Source organism: Pseudomonas sp. BAV 4579, assembly GCF_009765395.1.
Lineage (GTDB): Bacteria > Pseudomonadota > Gammaproteobacteria > Pseudomonadales > Pseudomonadaceae > Chryseomonas > Chryseomonas aestiva.
Window position 1 is genome coordinate 1 of sequence record NZ_WHOV01000026.1, and the last position, 13,451, is coordinate 13,451.

General features: G+C 66.4%; 11 protein-coding genes and 1 pseudogene. 4 read left to right on the forward strand and 8 right to left on the reverse strand.

What is annotated here, in order from left to right; all coding sequences use genetic code 11:
• Positions 1-67 precede the first annotated feature (67 nt).
• From prfB to GSQ95_RS08025, 3 genes and pseudogenes are all read right to left on the reverse strand, one after another.
• A protein-coding gene (prfB, locus tag GSQ95_RS08015; protein WP_158891304.1) for a peptide chain release factor 2 occupies positions 68-1,163 on the reverse strand; the annotation gives its coding sequence in 2 pieces (ribosomal slippage) (positions 68-1,090 and positions 1,092-1,163; 1,095 coding nt in all).
• 100 nt (positions 1,164-1,263) lie between these two features.
• Positions 1,264-2,886, reverse strand: coding sequence for an MFS transporter (locus tag GSQ95_RS08020; RefSeq protein ID WP_158891306.1), 1,623 nt, complete (start codon positions 2,884-2,886; stop codon positions 1,264-1,266).
• Positions 2,887-2,995: 109 nt separating this feature from the next.
• Positions 2,996-4,668, reverse strand: a pseudogene (locus GSQ95_RS08025) (GMC family oxidoreductase).
• Positions 4,669-4,814: 146 nt separating this feature from the next.
• Between GSQ95_RS08025 and GSQ95_RS08030 the strand changes: the two are divergent.
• Positions 4,815-5,717, forward strand: a complete 903-nt coding sequence (locus GSQ95_RS08030; protein ID WP_158891308.1) for a LysR family transcriptional regulator — start codon at positions 4,815-4,817, stop codon at positions 5,715-5,717.
• Between the two features lie 3 nt (positions 5,718-5,720).
• Here GSQ95_RS08030 and GSQ95_RS08035 read toward each other — a convergent pair whose 3' ends face one another.
• Complete coding sequence (locus tag GSQ95_RS08035) at positions 5,721-6,416, reverse strand: tellurite resistance TerB family protein (RefSeq protein WP_158891310.1); 696 nt, start codon at positions 6,414-6,416, stop codon at positions 5,721-5,723.
• Positions 6,417-6,606: 190 nt separating this feature from the next.
• Here GSQ95_RS08035 and GSQ95_RS08040 point away from each other — a divergent pair, with 190 nt between their 5' ends.
• The 3 genes from GSQ95_RS08040 (at position 6,607) to GSQ95_RS08050 (ending at position 8,239) form a co-directional block, all read left to right on the forward strand.
• Positions 6,607-7,077: a nuclear transport factor 2 family protein gene (locus GSQ95_RS08040; protein ID WP_158891312.1), complete on the forward strand. Its 471-nt coding sequence runs from the start codon at positions 6,607-6,609 to the stop codon at positions 7,075-7,077.
• A 138-nt stretch (positions 7,078-7,215) separates the two neighbouring features.
• Positions 7,216-7,620 carry a DUF4878 domain-containing protein gene (locus GSQ95_RS08045; protein WP_158891314.1) on the forward strand — a complete coding sequence of 135 codons (405 nt, stop codon included), beginning with the start codon at positions 7,216-7,218 and terminating at the stop codon, positions 7,618-7,620.
• A 28-nt stretch (positions 7,621-7,648) separates the two neighbouring features.
• A complete protein-coding gene (locus GSQ95_RS08050) occupies positions 7,649-8,239 on the forward strand; it encodes a YiiX/YebB-like N1pC/P60 family cysteine hydrolase (protein WP_256664499.1) in 591 nt (196 codons plus the stop codon).
• Positions 8,240-8,287: 48 nt separating this feature from the next.
• On the opposite strand, the gene GSQ95_RS08055 is transcribed toward GSQ95_RS08050, so the two are convergent.
• The 4 genes from GSQ95_RS08055 to thrC all read right to left on the reverse strand — a co-directional run bounded on the left by GSQ95_RS08055 (position 8,288) and on the right by thrC (position 13,448).
• Positions 8,288-9,391 (reverse strand): NADH:flavin oxidoreductase/NADH oxidase, encoded by a 1,104-nt coding sequence (locus GSQ95_RS08055; protein ID WP_158891318.1) that lies wholly within the window; start codon positions 9,389-9,391, stop codon positions 8,288-8,290.
• Between the two features lie 211 nt (positions 9,392-9,602).
• Entirely contained in the window at positions 9,603-11,324 is a 1,722-nt protein-coding gene (gene recJ / locus GSQ95_RS08060; protein WP_158891320.1) for a single-stranded-DNA-specific exonuclease RecJ, read from the reverse strand.
• A complete protein-coding gene (locus GSQ95_RS08065; RefSeq protein ID WP_158891322.1) occupies positions 11,324-11,863 on the reverse strand; it encodes a YaeQ family protein in 540 nt (179 codons plus the stop codon). Before GSQ95_RS08065 ends, recJ begins: the two co-directional genes overlap by 1 nt.
• Before the next feature lie 175 nt (positions 11,864-12,038).
• Positions 12,039-13,448, reverse strand: coding sequence for a threonine synthase (thrC, locus tag GSQ95_RS08070; RefSeq protein ID WP_158891324.1), 1,410 nt, complete (start codon positions 13,446-13,448; stop codon positions 12,039-12,041).
• Between the last annotated feature and the right edge of the window lie 3 nt (positions 13,449-13,451).

A 13,451-nucleotide genomic window follows, 5' to 3' on the forward strand; every position in this document is an offset into this window, starting at 1 on the left:
AGGAGCGGCTCATAGCCGCGATAGAGCTCTATCGCGGCTATGAGCCGCTCCTACAGGAAATGATGGATTAAACGCCCTGCTTGAGGCTGGCTTCGAGGTATTCGTCCAGATCGCCGTCAAGCACCTTGTCGCAGTCGCTGCGTTCCACGCCGGTGCGCAGATCCTTGATCCGCGAGGCGTCGAGCACATAGGAACGGATCTGGTGGCCCCAGCCGATATCGGACTTGGAGTCCTCCAGGGCCTGGGACGCGGCGTTGCGCTTCTGCATCTCCAGCTCGTACAACTTGGCCCGCAGCATCTTCATGGCGGTGTCCCGGTTGGCATGCTGGGAGCGTTCGTTCTGGCAGGCCACAACGGTGTTGGTGGGCACGTGGGTGATCCGCACCGCGGAGTCGGTGGTGTTCACGTGCTGACCGCCGGCGCCCGAGGAGCGGTAGGTGTCGACGCGCAGATCCGAGGGGTTGATCTCGATGTCGATGTTGTCATCGATTTCAGGCGAGACGAACACCGCGGTAAAGGAGGTGTGGCGACGGTTGCCCGAGTCGAAGGGACTCTTGCGCACCAGGCGGTGCACGCCGATCTCGGTGCGCAGCCAGCCGAAGGCGTATTCGCCCTTGATGTGCACGGTGGCGCCCTTGATGCCGGCGACCTCGCCTTCGGACAATTCGACGATCTCGGCGCTGAAGCCGTGCTGGTCGGCCCAGCGCAGGTACATGCGCAGCAGCATGTTGGCCCAGTCCTGGGCCTCGGTGCCGCCGGAGCCGGCCTGGATGTCCAGGTAGCAGTTGTTGGGGTCCATCTCGCCGCTGAACATGCGGCGGAATTCCAGCTTCTCGAGGATGCCGCGCAGGCGCCCCACCTCGGCCGCCACGTCATCGACCGCGCTCTGGTCTTCCTCTTCGGCGGCCATTTCCAGAAGGTCGGTGGCATCGGCCAGACCGCCGTTCAGCTCTTCCAGGGTGCCGACCACCTGGGCCAGCAGGGCGCGCTCGCGGCCAAGATTCTGGGCGTACTCGGGCTTGTTCCAGACAGCGGGGTCTTCGAGCTCGCGCTCGACTTCGACCAGACGATCCTTCTTCAGATCGTAGTCAAAGATACCCCCGAATGGTCTCGGTGCGGCTGGAGAGGTCCTTGATGCTGGTGACGATCGGGTTGATTTCCATGGGGGAAACACTCGCGAGAAAAGCTGTGGAAAAGCTCGCGAGTATAACCCAATCGGCGGCGAAACTCAGCGGTCGGCGGGGTGCGCCGCCCGCACTGGCCTCAATCGGCGTCGAGATCGCGGTGGCGGGTTTCCGGCAGGCACAGCAGCCCCACCACCAGGCTGACGCCGGTCACCAGCACCGGGTACCAGAGGCCGTAGAAGATGTCGCCGGTATAGACCACCAGGGCAAAGGACACCGTCGGCAGGAAGCCGCCGAACCAGCCGTTGCCGATGTGGTACGGCAGCGACATGGAGGTGTAGCGGATGCGCGTGGGGAACAGCTCCACCATCAGCGCCGCCAGGGGTCCGTAGCAGAGGGTGGCGATCAGGATCAGGGCGAAGATCACCGCCACCACCATCGGCTTGTTGACCTGGGCCGCATCGGCCTTGGCCGGATAGCCGGCGGCCTGAACCGCCGCGCGCAGGGCCGACTCGTCGAAGCCGACGATGATCTTGTCACCGACGTTGACCTGCACCGCGTCCCCCGGCGCCGCCGCCACGCTGCGGTAGGGCAGCCCGCTCTTGGCCAGCAGCGTCTTGACCCTATCGCAGGGACTGTCGAAGCGCGCCTTGCCCACCGGGTCGAACTGGAAGGTGCAGGTGGCCGGGTCGGCGGTCACCACGATGGGCGCCTGCTGACTGGCCTGGTAGATCTGCGGATTGGCGTAGTGGGTCAGGGCCTTGAACAGCGGGAAGTAGAGCACCGTGGCCAGCAGCAGCCCCAGCATCAGGATCGGCTTGCGCCCGACCTTGTCCGACAGCCAGCCGGCGATGACGAAGAAGGGGGCGCCCAGGATCACACTGATGATCAGCAGGTTGTTGGCCAGCACCGGGTCGAGCTTGAGGGTCTGGGTGAGAAAGAACATCACATAGAACTGCGACAGGTAAAAGGTTACCGCCTGGCCGCCGTTGATGCTGAACAGCGCGATCAGCACCACCTTGAGATTGCTCCAGTTGGTGAAGGAATCGCGGATCGGTGCCTTGCTCTGTTTGCCTTCGGCCTTCATGCGCAGGAAGGCCGGCGATTCGTGCATGGACATGCGGATCCAGGTGGAGATGGCCAGCAGGAAGATCGACAGCAGGAACGGCAGGCGCCAGCCCCAGACCTCGAACTGGTCGCCGGTCAGGTAGCGGCAGACCAGGATCACCACCAGCGACAGCAACAGCCCCAGGGTCGCGGTGGATTGCAGCCAGCTGGTGTGGGCGCCGCGCTTGCCGGGCGGCGCGTGCTCGGCGATGTAGGTGGCGGCACCGCCGTATTCCCCGCCCAGGGCCAGGCCCTGCAGCAGGCGCAGCACCACCAGGATGATGGGCGCGGCCACGCCGATGCTGGCGTAGGTGGGCAGCAGGCCGACGCCGAAGGTGGCGATGCCCATGAGGATGATGGTGGCGAGAAAGGTGTACTTGCGGCCGACCAGGTCGCCCAGGCGTCCGAACAGCAGGGCGCCGAAGGGTCGCACCACGAAGCCGGCGGCAAAGGCCAGCAGGGCGAAGATGAAGGCGGTGGTGTCGTTGACGCCGGCAAAGAACTGCTTGCTGATCACCGCCGCCAGGGCGCCATAGAGAAAGAAGTCATACCACTCGAAGACGGTCCCCAGGGACGAGGCGAAGATCACCTTGCGCTCTTCGCGGCGACTGCTGGCCGCGCTGGGTTGTACCCGGGGTTGGGCATAGTCGGACATCGCACGTTCTCCTGACCCGGGATCGCCGGGCTGATTGTTGTTATGGGCGACAGCTACTACGGTGGAAACGCCGGGAGGCCCCGCCGTCGGTGAAACCGGATGGACGCGTCTAGGCAGCGGAGACCGCGCTGGCCCTGGCGATCGCGGCGGGCAACTCGTGGCGGCCCTGTTCGCGGGCCTCGGCCAGCATGAAGGTGGCCGCCTGCTCGGCGATCATCAGGGTCGGCGAGCAGCTGTTGCCCGAGACCAGGGTCGGCATGATGGAGGCGTCGGCCACCCGCAGCCCCGGGATGCCATGTACCCGCAGGCACGCATCGACCACCGCGTCGGCGTCCTGGCCCATGCGGCAGGTGCCGGACGGATGGAAGATGGTGGTGCCTATGGCCCCTGCGGCCTGCTGCAACTCCGCTTCGCTCTGGTAGGCCGGTCCCGGCAGATATTCCTCGGGCCGATAGGCGGCCAGGGCCGGGGCGGCGACGAGGCGCCGGGTCAGGCGGATGGCATCGGCGGCCACCCTGAGATCCTCCGGCGCGCTGAGATAGCGCGGCTGGATCAGCGGCGCGCTCAGCGGGTCCGCGCTGCGGATGCTCACCTGGCCACGACTGGCCGGGCGCAGGTTGCACACCGAGGCGGTAAAGGCGGGAAAGCCGTGCAGCGGCTCACCGAAGCGCTCCAGCGACAGCGGCTGCACGTGGTATTGCAGATTGGCCGAGGGTTGCGCCGGATCGGAGCGGGCGAAGGCGCCCAGCTGACTCGGCGCCATGGCCAGGGGGCCACTGCGCTTCCAGAGGTATTCCAGGCCCATGCCCAGCTTGCCCCAGAGACTGCCGGCCAGGGCGTTGAGGGTGGGCACGCCGTGCACCCGATAGATCAGCCGCAGTTGCAGGTGATCCTGCAGATTGCCGCCCACCCCTTCCAGCCGGTGCCGCACGCCGATACCCAGGCCTTCGAGCAGACCGCGCGGACCGATGCCGGAGCGCTGCAACAGGGTCGGCGAGCCGATGGCCCCGGCGCAGAGCACGATTTCCCGTCGCGCCACCAGGCGCTGGGGCTCGGCCTGGCCCGGCAGCCGCGCCAGCACCGCCCGTGCCCTGCCCTCCTCCAGCAGCACCCGCTCCACCTGCACACCGGTCAGCACCTGCAGATTGGCGCGCTGGCGGATGGGCTTGAGAAAGGCCTTGGCGGCATTCCAGCGCACGCCATTGCGCTGATTGACCTGGAAGTAGCCGCAGCCTTCGTTGTCGCCGGTGTTGAAGTCTTCCACCGGCGCGATACCGGTTTCGCCCGCGGCGCTGCGAAAGGCGTCGAGCAGCGTCCAGTGCAGGCGCTGCCGCTCGACCCGCCATTCGCCCCCGGCACCATGAAAGGCCGAGGCGCCATCGCAATGATCTTCCATGCGCTTGAACAGCGGCAGCACGTCCTGCCAGCCCCAGCCGGGATTGCCGGCGGCGGCCCAGCCGTCATAGTCGCGGGCCTGGCCGCGCATGTAGATCATGCCGTTGATGGAGGAGCAGCCGCCCAGCACCCGCCCGCGGGGATAGTTGAGCGCGCGGCCACCCAGGCCCGCTTCCACCTCGGTCTTGAAGCACCAGTCGGTGCGCGGATTGCCGATGCAGAACAGATAGCCGACGGGGATGTGGATCCAGGGATGGTTGTCACGGCCGCCGGCTTCCAGCAGCAGCACGCGATGGGCCGGATTGCGGACAGCCGATTGGCCAGCAGGCAGCCGGCCGGACCGGCGCCGACGATGATGAAGTCATATTCCGCAGCAGGACCGGGCATGACGTTCCCTCGCTTTTTTGTTGTTGTGGTCCCTATCCTAGTGTCGTCATCCGCGAACAACAGTCGCAGAAAACGGGCAACGGCTGTGCATTTCTGAACAGTGACCAGCAAGCGGCCCGGCAGACAGGCCTAGACGAGGAAAAGGGATGTTCGACTGGAACGATCTGCGGGTTTTTCTGGAGGTCCAGCGCCATGGGCGCCTGCTCACCGCCGCTCGCAGTCTGGGCGTCAGTCATGCGACCGTCGCCCGCCACCTGGAGGCTCTGGAGCGCGCCCTGGGCAGCCAGCTGCTGGTGCAACAGGCCAGCGGCTATCAGCTCACCCCGGCCGGTCAGGCGCTGCTCGCGCATGCCCAGGCGATGGAAGAAGCCGCATTGCTGGCCCAGGAGGCGGTAACCCAGCGCCTCAATCCGCTGGGCCAGGTGCGGGTCGGAGTGACCGAGGGCCTGGGCACCGGCTTTCTTGCCCAGCGCCTGGGGGCGCTGCTGCGCGACTATCCCGGGCTGGAAGTGGAGCTGGTGTCGGTGCCGCGCTTCGTCAGCGTCACCAACCGCGAGGCGGACATCGCCATCACCCTGGAAAGACCCACCGCCGAAGGCCTGATCGGCCGGCGGCTGACGCCCTATCGCCTGAGGTTCTATGCCAGTCGCGCCTACCTGGATCGGGCACCCGCGCTGGACGCCCAGGCCGATCTCGGTGAGCAGACCTTCATCGGCTACGTCGATGACCTGCTGTACACCCGCGAACTGCAATTCATCCAGGGCCTCTGCCCCGAGCCACGCATCGTCTTTCGCAGCACCAGCGTCATCGCCCAGCGCGAAGCGGCCTGCGCCGGCATCGGCATCGCGGTACTGCCCTGCTACCTGGTGGGCCAGAACACCCCCTCGGAGGGCGTGCTCCCGGAGCGGTCCTTCACCCGCGAGTACTGGATCTCGACCCACCGGGAGTTGCACCGCTCCGCGCGTCTGCGCGTGGTCTGGGATTTCCTGCTACAGCTCTGTGCGGCGGAGCGGAGCGTCCTGCTGGGCGAGGAACGCCCGCTCGCCTAGCCGTCAGACCGCCGCGGCCTCGCGTTCCAGCTCAGCGCGCAAGCCGGGCTCCAGGCGCAGCTGACGCGCCAGCTCGTCCAGGTAGGCCTTTTCCATGTATTGCTGATCGTCGATCAGCATCAGGCTGGCCAGGTACATCTCGGCGGCCATCTCGGGCGTTTCCGCCGCGGCGGCGACCTTGGCCGGATCCAGCGGCTGCTCCAGTTCGCGCTGCAGCCAGCTGCGCAACTCGGGATCGTTGTCCAGCTTGGCCATCTCGGCCTCGATGGCCTGGCGCTCCTGGTCATCGACATGACCATCGGCCTTGGCGGCCGCGATCAGGGCGATCAGCACCGCCCGGCCATGGGCCTCCGCTTCGTGCTCCGGTACCCGATCCACGGTACGCGGCTCGACGGCCGCCGTCCCCTGGGCCTGATTGGCCTGCCAGGACTGATAGGCCTTGTAGGCCACCATGCCGAGCGCCGCCAGACCGCCATAGCCGACCGCCTTGCCACCCATGGCGCGACCGCGCTTGCTGCCCAGCAGCGCGGTCAGGGCACCGGCCGCCAGGCCGCTGTTGCCCAGTCCGGAAAGCAGACCGCCCAGGGAGTCCTTGCCGGTGGACGCCGTACCGGCTCGGGGAACCGAGTGGCCGGTCTTCTTGGCCAGCGCCTGCTGACCCGCCTTGAGCAATTGATCAAGCAAACCGCGGGTGTTCATGGATGACCTCCACAGAGTCAGGATTCAGCCCTTTAGGACCACTGGCCACGCCGTCTCGCTCCCGCCACCTGCTTACCGGATGTTGCCGGGGTCGCCATGGCGACCAGCCGGTCGATACAAAATATTGCTGACCGCGGGCCGCCCACGGCGCTACTCTTGCGCCTTCCTTTGCAGTTGCCGGAGACACCCCATGCGCTCGCGTCTGGCTGTGCTGTTCGCGCTTTCGCTCGCCCTCACCGCCGGCCAGGTTCAGGCCGCCGCCGAGGACGCACGCCTCATCGCCAATCGCTACCTCGATGCCTGGAACGATCACGATGCCGAGGCCGCCAGCGCTCTGCTCGATCCCAAGGTGCAGTATTTCGACAGTGGCGCCGCCACCACCGAGACCAGCCGCACCCAGGCCCGCGACCGGATCGTCAAGGTCACCCTCAAGGCCGTGCCCGATCTGCAGGTGAAGATGGTGCACAAGCCGGTCATCGGCCCGCGCAGCATCGCCTTCGAATGGGAACTGACCGGCAACCGCGTCACCACCACCGGCAAGCAACCGGTCAAGATCCGCGGCGCCAGCATCATGAAGATCCGCGACGGCCGCATCTGGTACCTAGGCGACTACTACGACAGCGACGCCCTGGAGGCGATGCTGCGCCCGGCCAAGCCCTAGGCTGGGCAAGGCCTGCCGGTGCCCTTCCACCAGGCGTCGGCGCAGCGGACCGAATGGCTCACACCCGCAGCGACAGCAGACTGACAACTGGCCGGATCCCTCCTAGACTGAGGACTCACTCCAGACAAGGATCGTCGCATGCCGTCGCTCAAGCACCTGTTCCTCCTGCTCGCCGCCATCCTGATGCTCGCTGGCTGTTCGGGTAGCGACACCCCCGAAGACGTCAGTCGCAGCTTTCTCGAAGCCGTCTACAAGAACGAGCCAGACCAGGCCTTCAAGCTCATCGAGATTCCCAAGAACGCTCAGCCCGGCATGGAAGACATGGTTCGTGGCAAGTTGAAGGGCCGACTCGCGGAAAACGCGCGCAAGACTGCGAGTCTCGGCGGGTTGGCGTCCATCGAGGTCGCCAAGGCGGAATACAACTCGGACAAGACCGCAGCCACTACCTCGGCCACGGTCATTTTCAAGAACGCTGATGCACCGAAACGCCAGGAGCAACTGCGACTGGCGAAGGGTGAGAGCGGCTGGAAGGTACGACTCTGATCGACGAATAACGGCCGGGTGTTTCGCCGTGCGTCTGCTGGCGTGGGGGGTCCTGCTGCTTACGCTCGTCGTGCAACGGCCCGCACCTATCATCTACCCGGCGCTTGATCCCGCCAGCCTGCCAGCGCTGGCGGTAGGAGACTGGCTGTTTCGGCTGGGCACCTCCATGGATAGCGCGCTGATCCGCGAGGCCAGCGGCGGTACCTATTCGCATGTCGGCATGGTGGTAGCGACGGAACCCAGGGTGCTGATTGTCCATGCTACGACGGACGATGATCCACAGCATCCCGATCAGGTACTGCTCAGCACCCTGGCAGACTTTCTCCACCCGCCCAGGGCACAGCATTTCGCCATCGCCCGTCCGGGCTTTCTGGATGAAGCGCTGAGGACGCAGATCGCTCAAGACCTGCGCACCCAATTAGGAAAGCCCTTCCTGTTGGACGCTCGCGACGTGCCCCACCGCTATTGCACCAGCCTGCTGGCGGACGTGATCGGACGTCATGCACCTGCCTTCACGCCCGTCTGGACTCGCCTCGACCTGCCGCTCTTTCATGGCGACTACCTGCTGCCACGAGCCTTCGCCGAATATCCGGGTCTGGAATGGATCTACCGTCAGTGAGCGCAGGCGGCACCGGGCTCTCCAATGGAAAGTCCCGGCGCGTTCGTATCACTCCACCCCGAACGGCTTGCGCAGCGGCGTATCCCGGTGGGCGGCGCGCACGTACTGCGGCGGCCAGGAGACCTTTTCGCGCAGGGCCTCGGCGGCGTTCAGCGGCCAATAGGGATCGCGTAGCAGTTCGCGGGCCAGCAGCACCAGGTCGGCCTGACCGGTACGCAGCACGTGCTCGGCCTGGGCGGCATCGGTGATCATGCCCACCGCGCCACTGGGAATCCCGGCTTCCTTGCGCACCCGCTCGGCGAACTGGGTCTGGTAGCCGGGCCCGGTGGGAATGTCGGCCTGGGCCGCGGTACCGCCGGAGGAGACGTCGATCAGGTCGACGCCCAGGGTCTTCAACCGGCGTGCCAGCTCGATCGTCTCGTCGACGTCCCAGCCGTCCTCCACCCAGTCGGTGGCCGAGACCCGCACGAATAGCGGTAACTCCTCCGGCCAGACCGCGCGCACGTCGGCGGTCACCTCCAGCAGCAGGCGAATGCGATTCTCGAAATTGCCGCCGTAGTCGTCTTCGCGGCGGTTGGAGAGCGGCGAGAGGAACTGGTGCAGCAGATAGCCATGGGCGGCATGGATCTCGGCCACCTTGAAGCCGGCCGCCAGGGCCCGCTCGGCGGTGTCCACGAAGGCCCGGCGGATGCTGGCGATGTCATCGCGATCCACCGCCGTGGGCCGGGTGTGCTGGGGATCGAAGGCGATGGCCGAGGGCGCCACCGGCACCCAGCCGCCTTCAGCGATGGGCACGCTGCCGTGCTTGCCGAGCCAAGGTTGCCAGGTACTGGCCTTGCGGCCGGCATGGGCCAACTGGATGCCGGCGACGCTGCCCTGGCCTTCGATGAACTGGGTGACCCGCCGCAGCGGCTCGATCTGCTCGTCCTTCCACAGCCCCAGATCCTGGGGCGTGATGCGCCCATCAGCGGAGACCGCGGTGGCCTCGAAGATCACCAGACCGGCGCCACCGGTGGCGCGACTGCCGAGATGGACCAGGTGCCAGTCGTTGGCGAAGCCGTCTTCGCTGGAGTACTGGCACATCGGGGAGACCACCACGCGATTGGGCAGGGTCAGCTGACGCAGGGTCAGGGGCTGGAACAGGAGACTCATGGCGGACCTCGTCTAGTCGGGATTCACCGCATTGGAGTGTTACCAACCAGAATAGATCGCCGATCCGACAGGACTCGTCTGAAAAGTGCCTGCGCTCGGTGATGCTGCGTTAAAAATCACCTCGGAATGCTCATTTACCTTTCGTAAACTCCGCTTCCTCGCTGATTGTTGCCTTGCCTGACCTTCGCTCGGCGACTTTATCAGGCGAGCCCTAACGCGGTGCCAGGTGCACCACCAGCAGTTGCACGCTCTCGTTGCCGCGGAATTCGTTCACGTCCAGCCGATAGGCCAGCTCGGTCCAGCGAATGTTGGGATCCGGCCAGGTGTCGCGATCGATGTTGAAGGCGATGCCGTCCAGCTCGGGGCCGCCCTGCTCGCTGCGCAGGGTCAGCTTGAGGTGCCGCTCCTTGAGCAGACGCTGGGAGAGGATCTCGAAGGTGCCGTGGAACAGCGGCTCGGGAAACTGCTGTCCCCAGGGACCGGCCTGGCGCAGGGCCTGGGCCAGGCCGAGCTGGAATTCGGTCGGGGCCAGGCAGCCATCGGTCTGCAGGCGACCGCTGAGATCCTCGGCCTGCAGGTGACGCCGCACCTCGGCATCGAAGGCGGCGGCAAAGGTCTCGTAGTGCGCCTGAGGCAGGCTGAGGCCAGCGGCCATGGCGTGACCGCCGAACTTGGTGATCAGCCCCGGATGACGGGTCGCCACGGCATCCAGGGCATCGCGGATGTGCAGCCCGGGCACCGAGCGCGCCGAGCCCTTGAGCATGCCGCTGCCACTGCCGTCGTCGGCGAAGGCCAGCGCCGGGCGGTGATACTTTTCCTTGAGGCGCGAGGCGAGGATGCCGATCACGCCCTGGTGCCACTCCGGATCGAACAGGCAGAGACCAAAGGGCAGATTGTCTTCCGGTAACTCCTTGAGTTGCTTGAGCGCCTCGCGCTGCATGCCCTGCTCGATGCTCTTGCGATCCTTGTTGAAGTCGTCCAGCTGCTGGGCATATTCCTGCGCCCGCTGCGGATCTTCGCAGAGCAGCAACTCGATGCCGATGGACATGTCGTCCAGGCGGCCGGCGGCATTGAGGCGCGGGCCGACAATGAAGCCGAGGTCGCTGGAGGCCACCTTGCCCGGCTGGCGCCCGGCCACTTCCAGCAGCGCCTTGAGCCCCGGTCGTGCCCGCCCGGCGCGGATCCGCATCAGCCCCTGGTGCACCAGAATGCGATTGTTGGCGTCCAGCGGCACGACGTCGGCGACGCTGCCGAGGGCGACCAGATCCAGCAACTCGGCCAGATTGGGCTCGGCCAGGCCCTGACGGGCGAACCAGCCGTTCTCGCGCAGGCGACTGCGCAGGGCCAGCATCACATAGAAGATCACCCCGACCCCGGCGATGCATTTGCTGGGAAAGGCGCAGGCCGGCTGATTCGGATTGACGATGGCATCGGCGGCAGGCAATTCGGCGCCTGGCAGGTGGTGGTCGGTGATGACCACCTGCAACCCGGCCGCCTTGGCCGCAGCCACGCCGTCCAGACTGGAGATGCCGTTGTCGACGGTGAGCAGCACCTCGGGTTCGCGCTGCAGGGCCACGGCGACGATCTCGGGTGTCAGGCCGTAGCCGTATTCGAAGCGATTGGGCACCAGGTAGTCGACCCAGGCGGCGCCCAGGCGACGCAGGGCCAGCACGCCCACGGCGCTGGCGGTGGCGCCATCGGCATCGAAGTCGCCGACGATGAGGATGCGCCGGCGCTCTTCCAGGGCGCCTGCCAGCAGCTCCACCGCCGCCTCGATGCCCTTGAGCTGGTGATAGGGCACCAGCCGCGCCAGCCCCTTGTCCAGCTCTTCCGGCAGGGTCACGCCGCGCGCGGCATAGAGCCGGGTGAGCAGCGGCGGCAAGTCGCCCAGATCGGGCAATACCGCCGGCAGCGGACGGGGCTCCAGGCGCATCAACGTTCGCCCAGCAGCCATTCCAGCTGCAATTCGTGCTGACCGCGGTCGTCGGTGACGAACAGGGTGCCTTCGCTGATCGTCACCTGCCAGGAAATGCTGCGTGGCAGATCGCGGGCCAGCTCAGCCAGGGGCTCGGCGGGAACCGCGGCGATGTGCAGATTCTTCAGCGTCCTGACCGCGTCCACCACCTTGGTCTGCCAGACACGCAAGTTGCCGTAGGCCAGCAGGCTGGTCCGCTCGGTGCGACGGCTGCACCAGGTCAGGCGGTCGGCATCGGGTTGGCCGACTTCGATCCAGTGCAGCACCCGGCCATCGAGACTCTTTTCCCACAGCGCCGGCTCGTCGACGTCGGACAGGCCGCGGCCGAAGGCCAGCTGCTCGTTGTACCAGAGCACGTAAGCCAGCAACCGTACCGCCATGCGCTCCTCGGTCTCGGAGGGATGCCGCGCCACGGTCAGACGCAGATTCTCGTAGACCCCGCGATCCAGATCGGTGAGGTTGAGTTCGACTTTGTAGGGCGTGGCTTGCAGAGCCATGGGCGGGTCACCGGCAGGGAAAGCCGGGCATTGTACCGGAAAAGGTCGAGGGGCTTGGGATCGGTAGGAGGCTTTGGGATCGACGGGGCGGTATAGACCGATCGCGGTCATGGACCGCTCCTACACTTCAGGCATGACTGTAGGAGCGGTCCATGACCGCGATTAGCCTAGCGTCTTACAACGGCTGCCCGCGCTTGCCGTGGCGGGCAACGAACGCCTGGACGGCGGCAAGGTCGTTGGGCAGCACGGTGCAGCGCTCTTCGCGTTGCAGCAGGTCGGCCAGGTGGGTCGGCAGGCTAAGGGTCGCGCCGATGCCGGCCTTTTCCACCGCTTCGGGGAATTTCACCGGGTGGGCGGTACCCAGCACCACCATGGGCGTGGCCAGGCTGCGCCGGCATTCGCGAGCGGCGCGCACGCCGATGGCGGTGTGCGGATCCAGCACCTCGCCGGTGGTGGCATAAACCTCGGCGATGGTGGCGCAGGTCTCTTCGTCGCTCACGGCCAGGGAGTCGAACAGCTTGCGCACCTCGGTCCAGCGATCGTCCGCCACCGTCAGGGTGCCGCTGCTGCGGAAATTCGCCATCAGCTCGGCCAGGGCCAGGCCATCGCGACCGTGCAGGTCGAACAGCAGGCGCTCGAAGTTGGACGAGACCATGATATCCATGGACGGCGACAGCGTGGCTTCCAGCTGCTGCTTGTCGTAGCGATTGCCGGACATGAAGCGGTGCAGGATGTCGTTGCGGTTGGTGGCCACTACCAGCTGGCTCACCGGCAGACCCATGTTGCGCGCCAGGTACCCGGCGAAGATGTCGCCGAAGTTGCCGGTGGGCACCGAGAAGGCGATGGAGCGCGCCGGGGCGCCCAGCTGCAGGGCCGCGTGGAAGTAGTAGACGATCTGGGCCATGATCCGCGCCCAGTTGATCGAGTTGACCGCCACCAGCGGGGTGCCCTTGAGGAAACCCTGGTCGGCGAAGCTGGCCTTGACCATCTCCTGGCAGTCGTCGAAGTTGCCTTCGATGGCGATGTTGTGGATGTTGTCGCCCAGCAGCGTGGTCATCTGCCGGCGCTGCACTTCCGACACCCGCTGGTGCGGATGGAGGATGAAGATGTCGACGTTCTCGCAGCGCTTGCAGCCTTCGATGGCCGCCGAGCCTGTGTCGCCGGAGGTGGCGCCCATGATCACCACGCGCTCGCCACGCTTGGCCAGCACATGGTCGAGCAGCCGTCCCAGCAGTTGCAGGGCGAAGTCCTTGAAGGCCAGGGTCGGGCCGTGGAACAGCTCCAGCACCCACTCGTTGGCATCCAGCTGGCGCAGCGGCGCAATCGAGGCATGGGCGAAACCGGCGTAGGTCTCTTCCAGGATGACCTTGAATTCGGCATCGGCGATGGAGCCGGCGACGAAGGGTTTCATCACCCGGAAGGCCAGCTCGTGATAGGGCAGACCGGCCCAGGAGGCGATCTCCTCCAGGGAAAAGCGCGGCAGGTTCTCCGGGACGTAGAGACCGCCATCGCTGGCGAGACCCGCCAGCAGCACTTCTTCGAAATTCAGCGCGGGCGCCTGGCCGCGGGTACTGATGTAACGCATGAC